The following is an 18,539-nucleotide window of genomic DNA, read 5'->3' on the forward strand; positions in this document are numbered from 1 at the left end:
GCCGGCCGGAACGACGTCCGGCCGGCCCTCCGGGGCGGGTCAGGGGCGGTCCGAGCCGGTGTAGTGGCCGCTCTGGTGGGAGCCCTGGGACGGGACGGCGCCGTAGTGGCCGGGCCGGTGGCCGCGCGGGTGCCGGGTCAGCCGGTAGCCGAGGATGCCGGCCAGCGCGGCCAGGAAGCCGCCGCCGATCGTCCAGTACCAGCGGCTGTTCCAGCCGGAGAACCAGCCGGTGTACCAGTGCTCCTCCTGGGCCACCGGGGCGGCCGCCTTGGCCGTGCTCGCGCCGCCGCCGGCCGGCGGGACCAGCGGGGCCTTCAGCTCGCCGCCCTCCGGCTGGGCGTTGTCCGCGTCGCCCTTGGCGGCGACGTGCAGCTGCACCGAGGAGGCCAGGCCGAGGTCCGGCTGCGGGACGTCGCTGACCGACAGCCGCACGTAGTAGGTGCCGGGCAGCGGGTCGCCGGACCACGGCTCGGCCCAGGTGCGGACCTCGCGCAGGGTGCAGTTCAGCGTCAGCGAGCCGGCGCTCTGCTCGGCGGTGGCGTTCTGGGTGCCGGCGGTGCACGCCTGGCGGCGGCGCAGCCCGTCGAAGACCTCGACGGACCAGGTCTGCGGGCCGTGCCGGTCGGCCGAGGGGGCCAGGCCGACGGTCAGGTTGACCGTCGGGGTCTGGCCCTCGGCGGCGCCGAACGCCCAGTACAGGTAGTCACCGGTGGAGACGGAGACGTTGGCGTCCTGGTTGGGCGAGAGGTTGACCGCGGTCAGGAAGGAGGTGCCGGCCTTGGTGGCCGGGGCCGGGGTGCCGCTCGCACTGGCCGAGGGGGACGGCGAGGCGGCCGAGGCGGCCGGGGCGCCCAGGGCGCTCAGGGCCAGGGCGGGCAGCAGGGCGAGGGCGGCGAGGGCGCCGCGGATCGTCGTACGCATGGTCAGTTCTCCCGCCAGACGGCGATCCGCCAGCGCGCGATCCAGCCGAAGACCAGACCGAAGGCCAGGCCGGCCAGGGTGAGGGTGAGCAGCAGGATCCAGCCGCGGCCGAGGCCCATCGCGGCGCCCTCCGGGGCGGGCGAGGCGGAGGCCAGGTCGACGGTCAGCTCCAGCGGCAGGCCGGGGTCGGCCAGCACGCCGGCCTGCGGGGCCAGCGAGTTGCTGACGACCAGGCAGACCGTGGTCTCCGGCTTCTCCTTGGAGTCCTTGGTGGCCGTGGGGCTCGCGGTGACGTAGCCCTTGGAGTCGTCGGTGGACCAGCGCAGGCCGGTGGAGACCACGTCGGTGCGGCTGCTGCCGGCGTCGGTGCCGCGGACCAGTTCCTGGCCGGTCGCGCTGGTGGCCTGGAGCAGCACCCCGTAGTCCCGGGCCACCGGGCGGTCGAGGGCGACGCTGACCGAGGCGCGCAGCTCCTGGCCGGACTTGACCGGGACCTTGTAGACGCGGTGCTCGGAGAACTTCTCACGGTCGGTGTAGACGCCCGGGGCGAGCACCGGGGCGCTCTCGCACTTGTCGGTGCCGGTGGTTTTGACCGGGGTCACCGTGTAGGTGTCGTTGGAGCGGTCGACCAGCTGCTTCACCTTGTCGGTGAGCTGCTCCTGGGTGCGGACGTCGGTGTAGGTGCCGCCGGTCGCGTTGGCGATGCAGAGCAGCTGCTGGCGGGTCTTGTCGTCGTGGGCCAGGCCCAGGGTGTCGACCACCAGGTGGATGCCCTGGGAGGCGAGTTCGCGGGCGACGTCACAGGGGTCGGGCGGGGTGCAGGTGTCCTCGCCGTCGGTGATCAGCACCACCCGGCGGGTGGTCTCGCCCTTGCCGAGGTCCTGCGCGGCGCCGCGCAGGGCCAGGCCGATCGGGGTCCAGCCGGTGGGGCGCAGGGTGGCGACGGCGGTCTTGGCCTCGACCTTGTTGGTCTTGCCGACCGGGTACAGCTGCTTGGTGTCCTGGCAGCCCTGGGCCTTGTCGTTGCCGGGGTAGTTCGCCCCCAGGGTGCGGATGCCGAACTCGGTCTCCGCGGGCAGCGCGTCGATCACCTCGTTCAGCGACTGCTGGGCCACCGCGATGCGGCTCTTGCCCTGGATGTCCGCCTCGCGCATGGAGCCGCTGACGTCCAGGACGAGGTCGACCCGGGGCGCCTCCTTGGTCGCGGGAGCGGCGCCGGCTGATGGTTCGTCGGCGTGGGCGGGCAGGCCGAGGAGCAGTGAGGCGCCCGTTATCGCCACTGCTGCCAGCAGGCTGCCGAGCCTGGTCTGTGGTCGTCGTCCGGTAGTCACCCGGCCGATCCTAGGGCGTGTCCGACAATTCCCGCCGGGTGCGCGACGCCGGTGCACGCACCTCGCCGCGTTGTCGTCGGTCGCCGATGCTCCGCATGGACTCCCTCCTCCGCCTTGCGATGCACGCACCCCGACGCCGCGCCCTGATCCGACGCCAATTGTCGGACACGCCCTGGGGATCATCAGTTCGCGATGGCGAAACGGGCCCGGATCGTGCCTCAACCAGCTCCGGCGTGAACTCCGGCGCACAGCTGGGGAATCCGTACGTTCACGGCGGTCTTACGCGGCGTGGATAGCCTTCCTTTCACGACGGACTGGGGCGGGGGGAGCGATGGAGCTGACGGCGGTCGGCAAGCGGTACGGGCGGCGGGAGCGGTGGATCCTGCGCGGGGTCGACCTGGCGGTCGGGCCGGGCGAGCTGGTGCGGATCGCCGGGCGGAACGGGAGCGGCAAGTCGACGCTGCTGCGGCTGGTCGCCGGGATCGAGCGGCCGAGCACGGGGCGGGTGGCGCGGCCCGGCCCGGCGGCGTACGTGCCCGAGCGCTTCCCGCCGGCGCTGCCCTTCGACGCCGCCTCCTACCTGCTGCGGGTGGGGCGGGTGCACGGGCTGTCGGCGGAGCGGGCGCGGCGGCGGGCGGGGGAGCTGCTGGACCGGTTCGGTGTCGCGGACCGGGCGGGCACGCCGTTGAGCCGGCTGTCGAAGGGCACCTGCCAGAAGGTCGCGGTCGCCCAGGCGCTGCTCCCCGAGGCGCGGGTGCTGCTGCTGGACGAGGCGTGGACCGGGCTGGACCCGGAGGCCCGGGCGGTGCTGGACGAGGCCGCCGCCGAGCGGGCGGCGGCGGGCGGCACGGTGCTGTTCGTCGACCACGACCCGGCCCGGCTGGCCGGGGTGACCAGCGCCGCGTACCGGGTCGGTGCGGACGGCGTGCTGCGGCCGGTCGAGGACGGGGTGCCGGAGCCGGCGGCGGGCGGCCCGGTGATGGAGGTCGAGGTGGACGTCCCGGACGGCGCCCCGCTTCCCACGGCGCTGCCGGGGGCGCCGGAGGTCACCGCGCTGGCCGGGACGGCGGTGCGGCTGGCGGTGCCGGCCGCGCACTCGGACGCGCTGCTGCGCCGGCTGCTGCTGGGCCGCCCGGCGGTCCGGGTGCTGGCGGTGCGTCGGCGCGAGGAGGGGGAGCGGTGACGGCGCGGATCGGTGCGCTGACCCGGTACCACCTGGAGCTGCTGCTGCGCTCGCACGCCTGGCTGCCGCCGTTCCTGGCGTACGCGGTGCTGCTGGTGGTCGGGGTGGCGGCGGGGGACCCGCTGCTGGGCGGCCTCGGCTTCGGCGCGGGGGTGCTGCTGCCGGTGAGCGCCTGGTACGTGCGCAGTGCGCTGAGCGCGGAGCCGCCGGCCTCGCGGGCCTGCCTGGTGGCGGCGGCGGGCCCGGTCCGGGTCCACCTGGGGGCGCTGCTGGCGGCGCTGACGGTGTCGCTGGTGCTGGCGGTCGGTCAGGTGGCGGCGGTCTGGTGGACCAGCGGGCCGGTGGTCGGCCAGGGGGCGCGGCAGGAACCGGGGACCGGGCCGGCGGTGCTGGCCGGGCTGGTGGCCTCCGTGGTCTGCGCGCTGCTGGGGGTGCTGGCCGGGGCGGTGGCGAACCGTCCGGTGCTGGTCCACGCGCAGTACGGCATCCCGGCGGCGCTGGGGCTGGCCACGCTGCTGCTGGTGGTGCCGGCCTCGCCGGCCAACGCGGCGGTGCGCGGGCTGGTGTCGGCGGCCCGGACCGGCCGGGTCGCGGTGCCGTGGCCGAGCCTGCTGGCCGCCGCCGTCCTGCTGGCGGCGGTCGGCGCGGGGGTGGCGGCGCTGGCCGGGCGGCGGCCGTAGTGAGGGCCGGGGGCGGATCGGCGGGCCCGGGTGATTCGGGCATCGGCGGACACACCGTGGCGGAGTGTCAAAAATACGGATAGCACTCGTTAGGGTGACGAACCGGGACACGGGCGCCGCCGCACCGGCGCCCGGACCCTCCCCGCTAGACCGCGACCCCCAGGACGGTCCGTGGCGACACCCTCCGCCGTGCCGAGATCCGCCGCCGGGCCGAGCCGGCCGGTGCCGACCAGGCGCACCACCGAGCTCGTCCTGGTGGTCGGCGCCGTCCTGATCGCCGTGTTCGGCTACGTCGAGGTCGGCGTCAACCTGGACGGCCACGTCCCGGCCGACGCGGCCGAGTACGGCGCCGCGCTGGGCGTGCTCGCCCTGGCGGCGCACGCCGTGGTCCGGTGGCGGGCCCGGTACGCGGACCCGCTGCTGCTGCCGATCGCGGTGCTGCTGAACGGGATCGGGCTGGTGGTGATCTACCGGCTCGACCGGGCCACCCCGGGGCGCGGCGCCGCCTCCACCCAACTGCTCTGGTCGGCGCTGGGGGTGGCGCTGTTCATCGCGGTGGTGCTGCTGGTGCGCGACCACCGGCGGCTGCGGCGCTACGCGTACGTCGGGGCGCTGGTGGCGCTGGTCCTGCTGGTGCTGCCGATCTTCTTCCCGCCGGTGTACGGCTCCCGGATCTGGGTCGTGATCGGGCCGCTCTCCTTCCAGCCCGGGGAGTTCGCCAAGATCCTGCTGGCGGTCTTCTTCGCCGCGTACCTGGCGGTGCACCGGGACGCGCTGGCGCTGACCGGCCGCCGGGTCTGGCGCTGGCAGCTGCCGCGCGGGCGGGTGCTCGGACCGGTGCTGCTGATCTGGGCGGCGTTCGTCGGCGTCCTGGTGCTGGAGACCGACCTCGGCACCTCGCTGCTGTTCTTCGGCCTGTTCGTGGTGATGCTCTACGTGGCGACCGCGCGCACCGGCTGGATCGCGATCGGCCTGGGCCTGGCCGCCGTCGGGGCGGTGACGGTGGGCTGGCTCTCGCCGCACGTGCACAGCCGGGTCGCGGACTGGCTGGACCCGCTGGGCTCGATCGAGGCGGGCCGGGGCGCCAACCAGATCGCCCAGTCGCTGTTCGCCTTCGCCTGGGGCGGCGAGCTGGGCACCGGGCTCGGCAACGGGCACTCGGTGCTGATCGGCTTCGCCGCCAAGTCGGACTTCATCCTCGCCACGATCGGCGAGGAGCTCGGGCTGACCGGGCTGACCGCGGTGTTCCTGCTGTACGCGGCGCTGGTCTCGCGGGGCTTCCGGACCGGCATCGCGCTGCGCGACCCGTTCGGGCGGCTGCTGGCGATCGGGCTGGCCGCGATCGTCGGCCTCCAGGTGTTCGTGGTGGCGGGCGGGGTGCTCGCACTGATCCCGCTGACCGGGATGACCATGCCGTTCATCGCCCAGGGCGGTTCCTCGGTGGTCACCAACTGGATCATCGTCGCGCTGCTCGTGCGGATGAGCGACGACGCCCGCCGGCCCGTGCCCGGGGAGGTCTGATGGCGCGCGTCCGGGCCAGGGGCAACGGCCCGCAGGGGCTGCCCGGCATCTCGGTCACCGGGCGCCGGGCGGGCACCTTCTGCCTGCTGCTGGTCGCGGCGCTGTGCGTGCAGGCCACCCGGGTGCAGGTGTTCCAGGCGCAGGACCTCGACCGCAACAGCGCCAACCAGCGGCTCACCGTCGAGCGGTACGCCCAGCCGCGCGGCGACATCCTGGTCGGCCCGGACCCGGTGACCGGCTCCGAGCCGACCGGCGGCCGGTACGCGTACAAGCGCGGCTACACCGACGGCCCGACCTACGCGGCGGTCACCGGCTTCGCCTCGCAGGCGTACGGCACCACCCAGCTGGAGGGGACCGAGGACGAGCTGCTGACCGGCACCGACGGCCGGCTGGCGGGCTGGTCGGTCTGGGACGCCGTCTCCCGCCGGCAGAACCCCGGCGGGGACGTCCACACCACGCTGAACCGGGCCGCCCAGCAGGCCGCGATGCGCGGGCTCGGCGACCAGAAGGGGGCGGTCGCCGCGATCGAGCCGGCCACCGGGCGGATCCTGGCGCTGGCCAGCACGCCCTCCTACGACCCGGGCTCCTTCGCCGGGTACGGCGCCGACGACCAGGAGGCCTGGAACCGGCTGCAGGCCGACGCCGACCAGCCGATGCTCAACCGGGCGCTGCGCCAGACCTACCCGCCGGGCTCGACCTTCAAGGTGGTCACCGCCGCGGCCGCGCTGGCGGCCGGGGTGGTCACCGACCCGGCCGCGCCGACCGGAGCGCCCTTCCCGTACGTGCTGCCCGGCACGACCACGCCGCTGGTCAACGACACCCCGGCCTGCGACCGGGCCGACCTGTCGCTGGCCGCCGCGATGACCGCCAGCTGCAACAGCGTGCTCGGCTACCTGGGGGTGCGGACCGGCCTGGACCGGATGGCCGAGATGGCCGGGAACCTCGGCTTCAACGACGCGAGGCTGGACGTCCCGGTGCGGGCTGCCCGGTCGAACTTCGACACCCGGATGGACGAGTCGCAGCTGGCGCTCTCCTCGATCGGGCAGTTCGACACGGCGGCCACCCCGCTGACGATGGCGATGGTCGCGGCCGGGGTGGCCAACGACGGGACGGTGATGCGGCCACAGCTCGTGGACCGGCTGACCAGGAGCGACGGCACCACGGTGCAGCTGATGAAGCCGGCCGTGTACCGGCGGGCGATGACCCCGGCGGTGGCCGGGCAGGTGCGCGGGCTGATGACCGGCGTGGTGGAGAACGGCACCGGCGGCAACGCCCGGATCGCCGGGGCGGTGGTCGGCGGCAAGACCGGGACGGCCCAGCACGGGGTGGGCAACAGCGGGACGCCGTACGCCTGGTTCATCGCCTGGGCGGCGCCGGCCGGTTCGGACGCGGTGCCGCCGGTGGCGGTCGCCGTGGTGGTCGAGGACGGCGGGGCCACGGACGTCACGGGTGGCGCGCTGGCGGCGCCGATCGCCCGGTCGGTGATGCGGGCGGTGCTCGGCGGATGATCTCCGCAGGTGCGCTGAGCTGCTGCTTTAGCGACCGGGCGGAGGATGCGCCGTTTACGAAGTGTCCGGTTTGTACATCGATATGCGCCGATTCGTACAATGCGCTGGTTGGGACTGTTCGTTTGCGACACTGGTGCTTTCGCGGGGTACTGTCCCATGTTTGTTCGGTTGGTCCCCGATGACACCCCCTGGCACGTCGGGTGACCGACTGCAAGGACACCCTCCCCCGCCCAGAAGGACCGTGGTTTTGGCCAGCAACACCATCGGTGCGCGTCTGCTGCGACGCAAGCCCGTCTCGACACTGATCGCCGAGACCGAAGGCGAGGACGTCCTCCCGGCCGGCGCACCCGAGGAGGGCGGGCGCTCCGGCATCCACCTGCGCCGCTCGATCGGCCTGTGGCAGCTGTCCTCGATCGGCATCGGCGCGACCATCGGCACCGGCATCTTCTTCGTGCTGAACACCGCGGTGCCCTCGGCCGGCCCGGCCGTCATCCTGTCCTTCGTGATCGCCGCGGTCACCGCCGGGCTCACCGCGCTCTGCTACGCCGAGATGGCCTCCGCGATCCCGGTCTCCGGCTCCTCGTACTCCTACGCCTACGCCACCCTCGGCGAGGGCGTCGCCTTCGCCGTCGGCATCTGCCTGCTGATGGAGTACGGCGTCTCGGCCTCCGCGATCGCGGTGACCTGGGCCGAGTACCTGAACAAGTTCCTCGACCTGACCTTCGGGGTCACGATCCCCGAGCAGCTCTCCGGGGCGCCGGACAGCGGCCACTGGTTCAACCTGCCGGCGCTGCTGCTGGTCTTCATGGTCTGCTTCCTGCTGATCCGCGGCGTCAGCGAGTCGGTCAAGGTCAACGCGGTGATGGTCGCGATCAAGATCGCGATCCTGCTGATGTTCATCGGCATCGCGCTCACCGGCTTCCACTCCGGCAACCTGACCCCGTTCATGCCGCTCGGCATTAGCGGCGTGCAGATCGCCGCGTCCAGCATCTTCTTCTCCTTCATCGGCCTGGACGCCGTGTCCACCGCCGGTGAGGAGGTCAAGAACCCGCGCCGCACCCTGCCGCTGGCGATCATCATCTCGCTGGTCGTGGTGACCCTGCTCTACATCCTGGTCGCGCTGGCCGGCATCGGCGCCCAGCCGTGGACCAAGTTCGACGGCCAGGAGGCCGGCCTCGCCCAGATTCTCCAGGACATCACCGGCCAGAGCTGGCCCGCGATCGTCTTCGCGATCGGCGCGATCGTCTCGATCTTCAGCATCACCCTCGTGGTGATCTACGGCCAGACCCGCATCCTGTACTCGATGGGCCGCGACGGCATGCTGCCCAAGCGCTTCGCCAGGCTCTCCCCGCGCAGCGGCACCCCGGTCTGGAACACCGTCGTGGTGGGCCTCGGCGTCGGCGCGCTGGCCGCGTTCATCCCGCTGCGGGTCCTGGCCGACATCACCAGCCTCGGGACGCTCATCGCCTTCTCGGTGGTCTCGATCGGCGTGATCGTGCTGCGCCGCACCCAGCCCGACCTGCCGCGCGGCTTCAAGGTGCCCGGCTACCCCGTCGTCCCGCTGATCAGCGTCGGCTTCTGCGTCTACCTGATCACCGGCCTGCACGCCGACACCTTCCGGGCCGGGGCGATCGCCCTCGTCGTCGCCGTGGTCGTCTACTTCGGCTACAGCATCAAGCACTCCCGGCTGGAGCAGGCCGAGCCGCAGTCCGCGCCCTCGGACAGCGCCGCCGGCTGACCCGGAGGCAAACCCCGTGTGAAGGGCCGCCGACCGCCACCGCGTCCGGCGGCCCTTTTCACGCCAACGCCCGTCCGGTGTCCGACACCATGGCGACAGGGCCCGGCTCCCACCCATAACCTTCCACCATGGTGAGCACCCGCACGCCCGGCTACCCCCGCCCGCGCGGCCGCTTCACCGGCCGCGGCGGAACGCCGGCCCAGACCTCCACGACCGAGGCGCCGGCCAGGCCACGACGGCCGCAGCGCGGCCTCTCCGTCCGGCCCTTCCCCCGCCAGCGCGGCGAGAGCACGTTTCCGCCCACGCCCGCCCGGCTGAACACCGCCCGGCTGGCCGGGCTCGCCTCGACACGGACCGTCCAACTGCTCGGCTGCCTCGTCGCGGCCGGCTGGGCCGCCGCCTTCCCGCTCGTCTCCGACCTGCCCAACCAGCGGCAGTGGGGCCTGATCGCGGCCCCCGGCTACGTGCTGGCCGGAGTGCTCTGCCTGACCCTGCCGCGCCGCTTCGCGGCCAAGGCGGCCGCCTCGGTCGCCCTGGTCGGGGCCGTCCTGGTGCCGCTCGGGCTGCTCGCCCTGCAGGGCCGCCACCAGTCCGAGGTCATGGTGGTCGAACGCTCGGCCCACCTGCTGCTCACCACCGGCACCGCGTACCTGCCGCACCCGGCGGTGGTCACCGACTACAACCCGTACCTGCCGGCGATGTCCCTGTTCGGGATGCCGCGCCAGCTGTTCGGCGACTCCACCGCCGTCGCGCGGGTCGCCGGGGACGCCCGGATCTGGTTCGCGCTGACCTTCTTCGTCTGCATGCTGGCCGCCTGGCGGCTGCTGCGGCCCGCCCGCCCCGGCGGCGGCGACGGGCGCGCGCCGCTGCTGCCGCTGGCCGTCCTCACCGCCTCGCCGCTGATCGCGCTCGCCCTGGTGGTCGGCGGGGTGGACCTGCCGCTGATCGGCGTCTGCTGCCTGGCCATGGCGCTCGCCGAGCGGGACCGCACGGTCGCCGCCGGGCTGGTGCTCGCCCTCGCCTGCACCCTGAAGTGGACGGCCTGGCCCGCGCTGCCGGTGGCCGTCCTGCTGCTCTGGCGGCTGTACGGCCGGCGCCCGGCGGCCCGGACCGCGCTGATCGGGGTCGGGGTGAGCGCGCTGGTGATCCTGCCCTCCGCGCTGACCCAGGCCGACGCGCTGCGCGAACAGGTGGTGCGCTTCCCGCTCGGGATGACGGCGATCCGCACCCCGGCGGGCAGCCCGCTGCCCGGCAAGGTGCTGGCCGGCTTCGGGCCGACCGGGCACGCGATCTCGCTGGCGCTGATGACCGTGGCCCTGGTCGCGGTGGCGATCTGGCTGCTGGCCCGGCCGCCGGTCTCCGCGATCGCCGCGGCCGACCTGCTGGCCGCCGGGCTCGCGATCGCCTTCATGCTGGCCCCGGCCGGGCGGTTCGGGTACCTGGCGCTGCCGGCGGTGCTGGTGATCTGGCCCCGGCTGGCGGCCCGGCGCTGGAGCAGCCGGCGCCCGGTCCCGCCGGGCCGGGTGCGGCGGGGAAGGCCGCAGCCCGCCCTGCCGCGAGGCTGAGCGGGCTGTCGGCGGCCCGCCCGGCTCCGGGCGGGCGGGGGCTTGCGGGGGCTCAGCGGCCGCCGGCGGCCTTCAGGATGGAGGCGACGGCCGGGCCGGCCGCGTCCACGCCGTGGCCGCCGCCCTGCACCTCGGCGGCCACCGCGACGTTGCCGCGGTAGGCGGTGAACCAGCTGTTGGTGACGTCGACCCCGGCGACCTCGGCGGAGCCGGTCTTGGCGCCCGCGTTGTCGGTGATGCCGGCCATCACGTCCCTGGCGGTGCCGCCGGTGGCGGTGGCCGCCATCATCGCCTTCAGCTTGGCGTCGACGTCCGGGGAGAGCGGGCGGGCGGCCTTCTGCTGCGGCAGCTCGGCGACCAGGATCGGCTGCTTGAACTCGCCGCTCTGCACGGTGGCGGTGACCGAGGCGATGGCCAGCGGGTTCATCTGGACCTTGCCCTGGCCGATGTAGTTCATGGCCTGCTCGTCCTTGCTGCCCGGCGCCGCCGGAACCTTGCCGTCGGTGTTCGGCAGGCCGGTCTTCCACTCCAGGCCGATGCCGAACACGTCCTTGGCCGTGCCGTTCAGCGTCTCGGGCTTGAGGCTGGTCAGGCCCTGGTTGATGAAGGCGGTGTTGCAGGACATCATGAAGTCCTGCTGGAGCGTGTTGTTCGGGAAGGCGCCCGGGAACGAGTTCGGGATCGCGTGCGGGTTGCTGCTCTTCTCCGGGCAGGCCACCACGGTGTCCGGGTTGACGCCGTTCTCCAGCAGCGCCGCCGAGGTGACGATCTTCATCGTCGAGCCCGGGGCGAGCAGCCCGGCGAAGGCCCGGTTCTGGCCGGTGGCCGGCGAGTTGGCGAAGGCCAGCACCTGACCGGTGCTCGGCTCGATCGCGACGATGGAGCCGGGCTTGCCCGCCAGGTCGGTCATCGCCTTCTCGGCGGCGGCCTGGAGGGTGTTGTCGATGGTGAGCTTGAACGGCTTGCCGGGCTTCGGCTCGACGATCGTGAACAGCTTGTCCTGGGGGCCCTTGCCGGCCGGGTCGGAGATCACCACCGCGCTGCCCGCGTCCTGGTCCTTGGCCGGGTCCGGCGGCAGCAGCTTGTTGGCGTTGTCCTGGAGGGTGGTCAGCAGCGACTGGGTGAGCGAGGCGCCCTGGACCGGCTTGCCGTTGCGGTCGACCACGGTGGACGGCGGGGCGAAGACCGGCTGGACGGCGATGGTCTCGTTGCCGGACAGGTGGGGGTGGATCACCGACGGCGCCCAGTGCACGGCCGGGGTGTTGTCGCTCATCTTCACGACGCCCAGGAAGCCCTGGTAGTCCCAGGCCCGGTTGGTGCCCGCGAACTCGGCGCGCGCCTTGTAGGACATCAGCGTGCCGGTGGGCGCGGGCGTGGCGGCCGCGGACGGCGAGTCGCCGGCGCCCGGCGTGCCGGTGGCGCCCGGGGTCGCGGAGGCCCCGGCGGTCGGCTTGGCGGCCGGGGCGGGGGTGCCGGTGGCGGCGGAGAAGACCTGCTGGGTGGTCGGGCCGAAGGGGGTGAGGGTCAGCGCGCTCGGCTTGACCTGGTCCCGGAAGGCGGTCAGACCGGCGGTGGCCGCGGCCGGGTCGTCGGTCAGCGAGGCCGCCTTGGCGATGTCGCCGGCCGCCCAGGCCGTCAGGAAGTCCTTCAGTCCGGCCGTCGCCTGGTCGGCGGTCGGCGGCTCGGCGACCACGGTGCGCGGCTTCTTGCCACCGGATACGCCGTCCGACTCGCTCACCAGGCTGTACACGCCGTAGCCGCCGCCCGCGAGGACGGCGATGGACACGCCGGTGATGATGCCGATCTTCGCGCCACTGCGCATGGTGCAGGTCCCCCAGGGGTCTCGCGGCCGGGCGCAACCGGCGGGGCCGGAAACGCGGTACCCCTCCACCCTAGGCAGCGCGGATCGGTGCGCCGGCGAATCGCCCGGCACTTGTGACGGATCTGGTACGTGTTGTGCACCGCATACGGACGGTTCGCGGGAACGCGGTGTGTCCGGGGCGGCGGGTCAGATCCAGGTGTTGAACCACATCCGGCGGCGCCAGTCCTCCAGCGGGATGGTCTGCCCGGTGAACAGCGGATAGAAGAAGAGGAAGTTCCAGACGATCAGCAGGACCAGCAGTCCGGCCGCCGCGGAGCCGATGATCCGGCGGTCCCGGGAGGCGCCGGCCGGCCCGATCAGGGCGCCGATCAGCATCGTCACCGCGAGCACCAGGAACGGGACGAAGACCACCGCGTAGAAGAGGAAGATCGTCCGCTGCTGGTAGGCGAACCAGGGCAGGTAGCCGGCGGCCAGGCCGCAGAGCAGCGCGCCGGCCCGCCAGTCCCGCCGGGCCACCCAGCGCCACAGGCAGTAGGCCAGCGCCGCGATGCCCGTCCACCACAGCAGCGGGGTGCCGATGCCCAGCACCTCGCGGGCGCAGTCGGCGGCGGTGCAGCCGGCCTGGCCGTACTTGGGGGACTCGTAGAAGAAGGACACCGGCCGGCCCAGCACCAGCCAGGACCACGGGTTGGACTGGTAGGTGTGCGGGTCGCTCAGGCCGACGTGGAACTCGTAGACCGTGGTGTGGTAGTGCCACAGCGAGCGCAGGGCCTCGGGTATCCACGGGAAGTCGGTGGAGCGGCCGACCGCCCAGTCCCGGCCCCAGCCGCCCTGGCCGGGAGCGGTGCTGCTGGCGAACCAGCCCCACCAGGACGCGATGTAGACCGCGACCGCGACCACGACCACCGAGACGAAGGCCGGCAGCACGTCCCGGGCGAGCACCGCCACGAACGGGCGCGGGGCGCCGGCCAGGCGGCGGGCGCCGACGTCCCAGAGCACCGTGAGCAGCCCGAAGGCCGCCGCGACGTACAGACCGCTCCACTTGGTGGCGCAGGTCAGGCCGACGCAGACGCCGGCCGCGATCCGGTACGGGCGCCAGCCCAGGCCCAGCCGCTGGGCGAGCCGGGCGTCCTCGACCCCGCCCAGCCGCCGGGCCAGCAGGGCCCGGGTGCGGTCGCGGTCCAGCAGCAGGAAGCCGAAGGCGGCGAGGGTCCAGAACATCACCACCAGGTCGAGCAGGGCGGCCCGGCTGAGCACCAGGTGCAGGCCGTCCACCGCGAGCAGCAGGCCCGCCACGCAGCCCAGCAGGGTGGAGCGGAACATCCGGCGGGCGATCCGGGCCACCATCAGCACCGACAGGGTGCCGAGCAGGGCCACCGCGAACCGCCAGCCGAAGGGGTTCATGCCGAACAGCTGCTCGCCCAGGCCGATGATCCACTTGCCGACCGGCGGGTGCACCACGTACGAGGGCGTCGCCCGGTACGGGACGGCCGCGCCCGGCGTCATGATCGTGGTGTTGGCGTCCTCCGGCCAGTTGATCTCGTAGCCGCCGTGCCAGAGCGCGTAGGCGTCCTTGGCGTAGTACGTCTCGTCGAAGATGATCGCGTGCGGCTGCCCCAGGTTCGTGAACCGCAGGAGGCCGGCGAAGACCGCCACCGCGACCGGACCCAGCCAGCCGGCCCAGCGGCAGAGGAAGAACCACAGGCCCTGCGGCAGCGAGACGCCCAGCCGCAGCAGCAGCGGCGACTGCGGCACGTCCCGGGGCGTCACCCGGGGGCCGTCCGGCATCGGCGGGGCCAGGCGCTCGGTGAGCGTCCCGGTGGGGCGGGCCGTGTAGCCGAACCGGGCCAGGCGCTCGCGCCAGCCGGCCGGCCCGTCCTGCGGTGGGCGGGGGGACGGCAGGCCGACGCCGCCGTACGCGGAGTGGTCCGTACCAGTGGGCGCCTGGGCCGCCGTGTCGCCGTTCATCCGCCACATCGTAGGGGCGCTCTTCGCACGCGTGTCCGCTCCCTCGGAAGCTGACCGAATCGTCACCAAAAACCCCGGGCGCCCGACAGCTGCGAGGATGGGGACCGTGACAGGAGTACTCGTTCTCGCAGGCACCCCCATCGGCGACGTCTCGGACGCCCCGCCCCGGCTCGTCGACGAACTGGCCACGGCGGACGTGATCGCGGCCGAGGACACCCGGCGGCTGCGCCGGCTCACCCAGGCACTCGGGGTGACCCCGGCGGGCCGGGTGGTCTCTTACTTCGAGGGGAACGAGGTCGGCCGCACCCCCGAACTGGTCGAGGCGCTGCTCGGCGGCGCCCGGGTGCTGCTGGTCACCGACGCCGGCATGCCCTCGGTCTCCGACCCCGGCTACCGGCTGGTCGCCGCCGCCGTGGCCGCCGACGTCAAGGTCACCGCGGTGCCCGGGCCCTCGGCGGTGCTCACCGCCCTCGCGCTGTCCGGCCTGCCGGTGGACCGCTTCACCTTCGAGGGCTTCCTGCCGCGCAAGAGCGGCGACCGGGCCCGGCAGCTCGCCTCGATCGCCGCCGAACCGCGCACCATGGTCTTCTTCGAGGCGCCGCACCGGATCGCCGAGGCGCTGACCGCGATGGCCGGGGCGTTCGGGCCGGAGCGGCCGGCCGCCGTCTGCCGCGAGCTCACCAAGACCTACGAGGAGGTCAAGCGCGGGCCGATCGGCGAGCTGGCCGCCTGGGCGGCCGAGGGCGTCAGGGGCGAGATCACCGTCGTGGTCGCCGGCGCCCCGCCGGCCGCGCCCCAGGAGCTCACCCCGGCCGAGCTGGCCCGGCTGGTGGCCGTCCGCGAGGAGGCCGGGGAGCGCCGCAAGGAGGCCATCGCGGCCGTCGCGGTGGAGCTCTCGCTGCCCAAGCGGGAGGTCTTCGACGCGGTCGTGGCGGCGAAGCGGGAAGGCCTGGGAAGCGGCCTGGGAAAGGGGTGAATTCCGGGGGTTGCGTTGCTCACGGGGAGTCGTACCGTGGAGAGAAGGCCCCGGTAAACACCAGCTGAGCTGAAGTTTCGGCCGCGCTTCCCGGACCCTGCGAGGATTTTCGTATAGGTCTGACCAACGCGCATCCAAGTCTTCACAAGCCGGGCATCGGCCGGGGCGGTCCGGGCATTTCCTGGAAGGGAAAGACCCAGCCGGACGAGCGTCCGGCGGGCGCTGGGAGACGGCCATGAGCGATGTAGTCGGTACCCCCCGCAGTGGCAGCGCACTGAGCACCGCCGGTCTGGCCGGCCGGCCGCACACTCCCGTCGAGACCGTACGGGAGGCCTACTCCTTCGCGTGCCTGCGCTGCGGGTACGGCTGGGAGCAGGCGTACGACATCGAACACCACGTGGCCAACGACGGGCACGTCGTGTTCGAGTACCACGCCAACGGCGTCCGGGTGCCGTCCCCGCTGCTCAAGCCGACCTGCCCGGGCTGCGGCGGCCACACCGTGCGGATCATGCGCGAGGGCCGGGTCGCCTCCGCCGACCAGGCCTGGCAGCACGCCCCCGGCTACCCGGCGCACGCCGAGCCGGCCGGGGCGCCCGCGGCGGCCGAGCCCACCCGGCCGCGCGGACGCTGGGCCCGGTTCTGGTCGCGGCTGCTGGGCTGACACCGGGGCGACGGAACGGGGACCGCCCCCGGCCGGGAACAACTCGGTCGAGGGCGGTCCGCGTGCCCGACTAAGCTTTCCGACCATGGCGGCCACTGCAGACCACAGCACCACCGGGGCGAGCACCCCGGCGTACTACGTTTCCACCCCGATCTACTACGTCAACGATCGCCCGCACCTCGGCCACGCGTACACCACCGTGGCGGGCGACGTCCTCACCCGCTGGCACCGCCAGCGCGGCGAGAAGGTGTGGTACCTGACCGGCACCGACGAGCACGGTCAGAAGATCATGCGGACCGCCGAGGCGAACGGCGTCAGCCCGCAGGAGTGGTGCGACAAGCTGGTCGAGGAGGCCTGGAAGCCGCTCTGGCAGCACCTGGAGATCGCCAACGACGACTTCATCCGCACCACCGAGGAGCGGCACACCGCCCGGGTGCAGGAGTTCGTCCAGGACCTGTACGACAAGGGCGAGATCTACAAGGGCGGCTACTCCGGCCCGTACTGCGTCGGCTGCGAGGAGTTCAAGCTCCCCTCCGAGCTGCTCGACGGCGCCACCGGGGACGAGAAGCTCTGCTCCGTGCACAAGCGGCCCGTCGAGTGGCTGGAGGAGGAGAACTACTTCTTCCGCCTCTCCGCCTACGGCCCGCAGCTGCTGGAGTTCTACGCGGCGAACCCGGACTTCATCCAGCCCGCCTCGGCCCGCAACGAGGTGCTGCGCTTCGTCGAGCAGGACCTCAAGGACCTCTCGATCTCCCGCTCCACCTTCGACTGGGGCGTGCCGCTGCCCTGGGACGAGAAGCACGTCCTCTACGTGTGGGTCGACGCGCTGCAGAACTACATCACCGCGGCCGGCTACGGCAGCGACCCGGAGCGCTTCGCCGAGCTGTGGCCCGCCTCGGTCCACCTCGTCGGCAAGGACATCCTGCGGTTCCACGCCGTCATCTGGCCCGCCATGCTGATGGCCGCCGGGCTGCCGCTGCCCAAGCGGGTCGTCGCCAACGGCTGGCTGATGGTCGGCGGCGAGAAGATGTCCAAGTCCAACCTGACCGGCATCGCGCCCACCGACCTCACCTCGCACTTCGGCGTGGACGCGTACCGCTACTACTTCCTGCGGGCGATCCCGTTCGGCACCGACGGCTCGTTCTCCTGGGAGGACTTCACCGCCCGGTACACCTCCGAGCTGGCCAACGACTTCGGCAACCTGGCCTCCCGGGTCGCCGCGATGGTGGGCAAGTACTTCGACGGGGTGCTGCCCGCCGCCACCGCCGCGGGCGACGCCGAGCAGGCCGTCGCCGACGGGCTGACCAGGGCCGTCGAGACGGCCGACCGGAAGATCGGCGAGGAGCTGGACTTCGCCGGCGGCCTCGCGGCGATCTTCGAGTTCGTCAAGCAGGTCAACGGCTACCTCACCGAGCAGGAGCCCTGGAAGGTCGCCAAGGACGACTCGGCCGAGGGCCGGGCCCGCCTGGCCACCATCCTCTATACCGCCGCCGAGGCGCTGCGCGCCACCGCCGTGCTGCTCAACCCGGTGATGCCGACCACCGCCGAGAAGCTGTGGGTGTCGCTGGGCGCCGAGGCCGCCGGGCTGGGCGCGCTCTCCGCGCAGACCGTCGCCACCGTCGCCGACTGGGGCCGGCTGCCCGCCGGTGCCACCGTCACCAAGGGCGAGATCCTCTTCCCGCGCCTCGAAGAGAAGCCGACCGCCTGACATGGCCGCCAAGGACGACGCCCGGTCGACCCCGCCGCCGCTGCCGGAACCCCTGGCAGTGGCGGTGGCCGACTCGCACACCCACCTCGACATGCAGTCCGGCACCCCCGCCGAGGGCCTGGCGAAGGCCGCCTCGGTCGGGGTCACCACGGTGGTCCAGGTGGGCTGCGACGTGCCCGGCTCGCGCTGGGCCGCCGAACTGGCGGCGCAGTACGAGCAGGTGCACGCGGCCGTCGCCCTGCACCCGAACGAGGCGCCGCGGATCTTCCTCGGCGACGCGGACGGCTGGTCCGGCCAGCAGCGGAAGGCCGGCGGCGCCGCCGCGCTCGACGAGGCGCTCGCCGAGATCGACCGGCTCGCCGCACTGCCGCAGGTGGTGGCGGTCGGCGAGACCGGCCTGGACTACTTCCGCACCGGGCCGGAGGGCGTGGACATCCAGAAGGAGTCGTTCCGCCGCCACATCGAGATGGCCAAGCGGCACGGCAAGGCCCTGGTCATCCACGACCGGGACGCCCACGAGGACGTCATCGCCGTCCTGCTGGCGGAGGGCGCCCCGGAGCGGACGGTCTTCCACTGCTACTCCGGCGACGCGGCGATGGCGAAGACCTGCGCCGAGCACGGCTGGTACCTCTCCTTCGCCGGCCCGGTCACCTTCAAGGCCAACCAGCCGCTGCGCGACGCCCTGCTCGCCACCCCGCTGGACCGGATCCTGGTCGAGACCGACGCCCCCTTCCTCACCCCGCACCCGTACCGCGGCCGCCCGAACGCCCCGTACCTGATCCCGGTCACGGTGCGCTCGATGGCCGCCACCCTGGGCCTGGCCGAGGACGAGCTGTCCACGGCCATCGCGGCGAACACCGCCCGGGCCTTCGGGTACTGACGCCGGGGCCCCGGGGCCCGAGCGCGCGGTCGGGGCCCCGTCCGGATCGGCGCGTGGTCGGGCCCCGTCCGGATCGG

The 18,539-nt window shown here is 73.6% G+C and carries 14 protein-coding genes; 10 read left to right on the top strand and 4 right to left on the bottom strand.

The genetic code is table 11. The annotated features are described in order from the left end of the window. Nucleotides 1-39 precede the first annotated feature (39 nt). Together AMK13_RS04410 and AMK13_RS04415 are read right to left on the bottom strand one after the other, a co-directional pair. The gene (locus tag AMK13_RS04410; protein WP_074001268.1) at nucleotides 40-921 is read right to left on the bottom strand and encodes a peptidase; all 882 of its coding nucleotides are present in this window, start codon (nucleotides 919-921) and stop codon (nucleotides 40-42) included. A 2-nt stretch (nucleotides 922-923) separates the two neighbouring features. Then, complete coding sequence (locus AMK13_RS04415) at nucleotides 924-2,252, bottom strand: VWA domain-containing protein (RefSeq protein WP_074001269.1); 1,329 nt, start codon at nucleotides 2,250-2,252, stop codon at nucleotides 924-926. Nucleotides 2,253-2,583: 331 nt separating this feature from the next. Here AMK13_RS04415 and AMK13_RS04420 point away from each other — a divergent pair, with 331 nt between their 5' ends. The 6 genes from AMK13_RS04420 (at nucleotide 2,584) to AMK13_RS04445 (ending at nucleotide 10,447) form a co-directional block, all read left to right on the top strand. Continuing rightward, nucleotides 2,584-3,435, top strand: coding sequence for an ATP-binding cassette domain-containing protein (locus tag AMK13_RS04420; RefSeq protein WP_074001270.1), 852 nt, complete (start codon nucleotides 2,584-2,586; stop codon nucleotides 3,433-3,435). Continuing rightward, nucleotides 3,432-4,115, top strand: coding sequence for an ABC transporter (locus AMK13_RS04425; RefSeq protein ID WP_241852754.1), 684 nt, complete (start codon nucleotides 3,432-3,434; stop codon nucleotides 4,113-4,115). The genes AMK13_RS04420 and AMK13_RS04425 overlap by 4 nt, the downstream gene beginning before the upstream one ends. A 189-nt stretch (nucleotides 4,116-4,304) precedes the next feature. Beyond that, nucleotides 4,305-5,636 carry an FtsW/RodA/SpoVE family cell cycle protein gene (locus AMK13_RS04430; RefSeq protein ID WP_074001271.1) on the top strand — a complete coding sequence of 444 codons (1,332 nt, stop codon included), beginning with the start codon at nucleotides 4,305-4,307 and terminating at the stop codon, nucleotides 5,634-5,636. Beyond that, nucleotides 5,636-7,144 carry a penicillin-binding transpeptidase domain-containing protein gene (locus tag AMK13_RS04435; protein ID WP_079271847.1) on the top strand — a complete coding sequence of 503 codons (1,509 nt, stop codon included), beginning with the start codon at nucleotides 5,636-5,638 and terminating at the stop codon, nucleotides 7,142-7,144. Before AMK13_RS04430 ends, AMK13_RS04435 begins: the two co-directional genes overlap by 1 nt. A 178-nt stretch (nucleotides 7,145-7,322) precedes the next feature. After that, a complete protein-coding gene (locus AMK13_RS04440) occupies nucleotides 7,323-8,882 on the top strand; it encodes an amino acid permease (protein WP_079271848.1) in 1,560 nt (519 codons plus the stop codon). Nucleotides 8,883-9,010: 128 nt separating this feature from the next. Further along, entirely contained in the window at nucleotides 9,011-10,447 is a 1,437-nt protein-coding gene (locus tag AMK13_RS04445; protein ID WP_079271849.1) for a glycosyltransferase 87 family protein, read from the top strand. A 52-nt stretch (nucleotides 10,448-10,499) separates the two neighbouring features. Here the strand turns inward: AMK13_RS04445 and AMK13_RS04450 are convergent, their stop codons facing one another. Together AMK13_RS04450 and AMK13_RS04455 are read right to left on the bottom strand one after the other, a co-directional pair. After that, nucleotides 10,500-12,269 (bottom strand): penicillin-binding transpeptidase domain-containing protein, encoded by a 1,770-nt coding sequence (locus AMK13_RS04450; RefSeq protein WP_074001273.1) that lies wholly within the window; start codon nucleotides 12,267-12,269, stop codon nucleotides 10,500-10,502. 186 nt (nucleotides 12,270-12,455) lie between these two features. After that, nucleotides 12,456-14,237, bottom strand: a complete 1,782-nt coding sequence (locus tag AMK13_RS04455; RefSeq protein ID WP_079271913.1) for a dolichyl-phosphate-mannose--protein mannosyltransferase — start codon at nucleotides 14,235-14,237, stop codon at nucleotides 12,456-12,458. 106 nt (nucleotides 14,238-14,343) lie between these two features. On the opposite strand from AMK13_RS04455, the gene rsmI reads away from it, so the two are divergent. The 4 genes from rsmI to AMK13_RS04475 all read left to right on the top strand — a co-directional run bounded on the left by rsmI (nucleotide 14,344) and on the right by AMK13_RS04475 (nucleotide 18,462). Then, the gene (rsmI, locus tag AMK13_RS04460) at nucleotides 14,344-15,213 is read left to right on the top strand and encodes a 16S rRNA (cytidine(1402)-2'-O)-methyltransferase (RefSeq protein ID WP_074001274.1); all 870 of its coding nucleotides are present in this window, start codon (nucleotides 14,344-14,346) and stop codon (nucleotides 15,211-15,213) included. Between the two features lie 235 nt (nucleotides 15,214-15,448). After that, complete coding sequence (locus AMK13_RS43985; protein WP_181970659.1) at nucleotides 15,449-15,874, top strand: hypothetical protein; 426 nt, start codon at nucleotides 15,449-15,451, stop codon at nucleotides 15,872-15,874. Between the two features lie 85 nt (nucleotides 15,875-15,959). Next, nucleotides 15,960-17,582 carry a methionine--tRNA ligase gene (metG, locus tag AMK13_RS04470; protein ID WP_049655605.1) on the top strand — a complete coding sequence of 541 codons (1,623 nt, stop codon included), beginning with the start codon at nucleotides 15,960-15,962 and terminating at the stop codon, nucleotides 17,580-17,582. Between the two features lies 1 nt (nucleotide 17,583). After that, nucleotides 17,584-18,462 carry a TatD family hydrolase gene (locus tag AMK13_RS04475; protein WP_074001275.1) on the top strand — a complete coding sequence of 293 codons (879 nt, stop codon included), beginning with the start codon at nucleotides 17,584-17,586 and terminating at the stop codon, nucleotides 18,460-18,462. Nucleotides 18,463-18,539: the final 77 nt, after the last annotated feature.

The organism is Streptomyces sp. CB02056 (assembly GCF_001905545.1).
Classification (GTDB): Bacteria; Actinomycetota; Actinomycetes; order Streptomycetales; family Streptomycetaceae; genus Kitasatospora.

Bases quoted from the DNA above. Each gene is read 5' to 3' on its own strand.
- AMK13_RS04410 (WP_074001268.1), bottom strand. From the start codon at position 921: ATGCGTACGACGATCCGCGGCGCCCTCGCCGCCCTCGCCCTGCTGCCC.
- AMK13_RS04420 (WP_074001270.1), top strand. From the start codon at position 2,584: ATGGAGCTGACGGCGGTCGGCAAGCGGTACGGGCGGCGGGAGCGGTGG.
- AMK13_RS04435 (WP_079271847.1), top strand. From the start codon at position 5,636: ATGGCGCGCGTCCGGGCCAGGGGCAACGGCCCGCAGGGGCTGCCCGGC.
- AMK13_RS04440 (WP_079271848.1), top strand. From the start codon at position 7,323: ATGACACCCCCTGGCACGTCGGGTGACCGACTGCAAGGACACCCTCCC.
- AMK13_RS04445 (WP_079271849.1), top strand. From the start codon at position 9,011: ATGGTGAGCACCCGCACGCCCGGCTACCCCCGCCCGCGCGGCCGCTTC.
- AMK13_RS04450 (WP_074001273.1), bottom strand. From the start codon at position 12,269: ATGCGCAGTGGCGCGAAGATCGGCATCATCACCGGCGTGTCCATCGCC.
- AMK13_RS04455 (WP_079271913.1), bottom strand. From the start codon at position 14,237: ATGAACGGCGACACGGCGGCCCAGGCGCCCACTGGTACGGACCACTCC.
- AMK13_RS43985 (WP_181970659.1), top strand. From the start codon at position 15,449: ATGAGCGATGTAGTCGGTACCCCCCGCAGTGGCAGCGCACTGAGCACC.
- metG (WP_049655605.1), top strand. From the start codon at position 15,960: ATGGCGGCCACTGCAGACCACAGCACCACCGGGGCGAGCACCCCGGCG.
- AMK13_RS04475 (WP_074001275.1), top strand. From the start codon at position 17,584: ATGGCCGCCAAGGACGACGCCCGGTCGACCCCGCCGCCGCTGCCGGAA.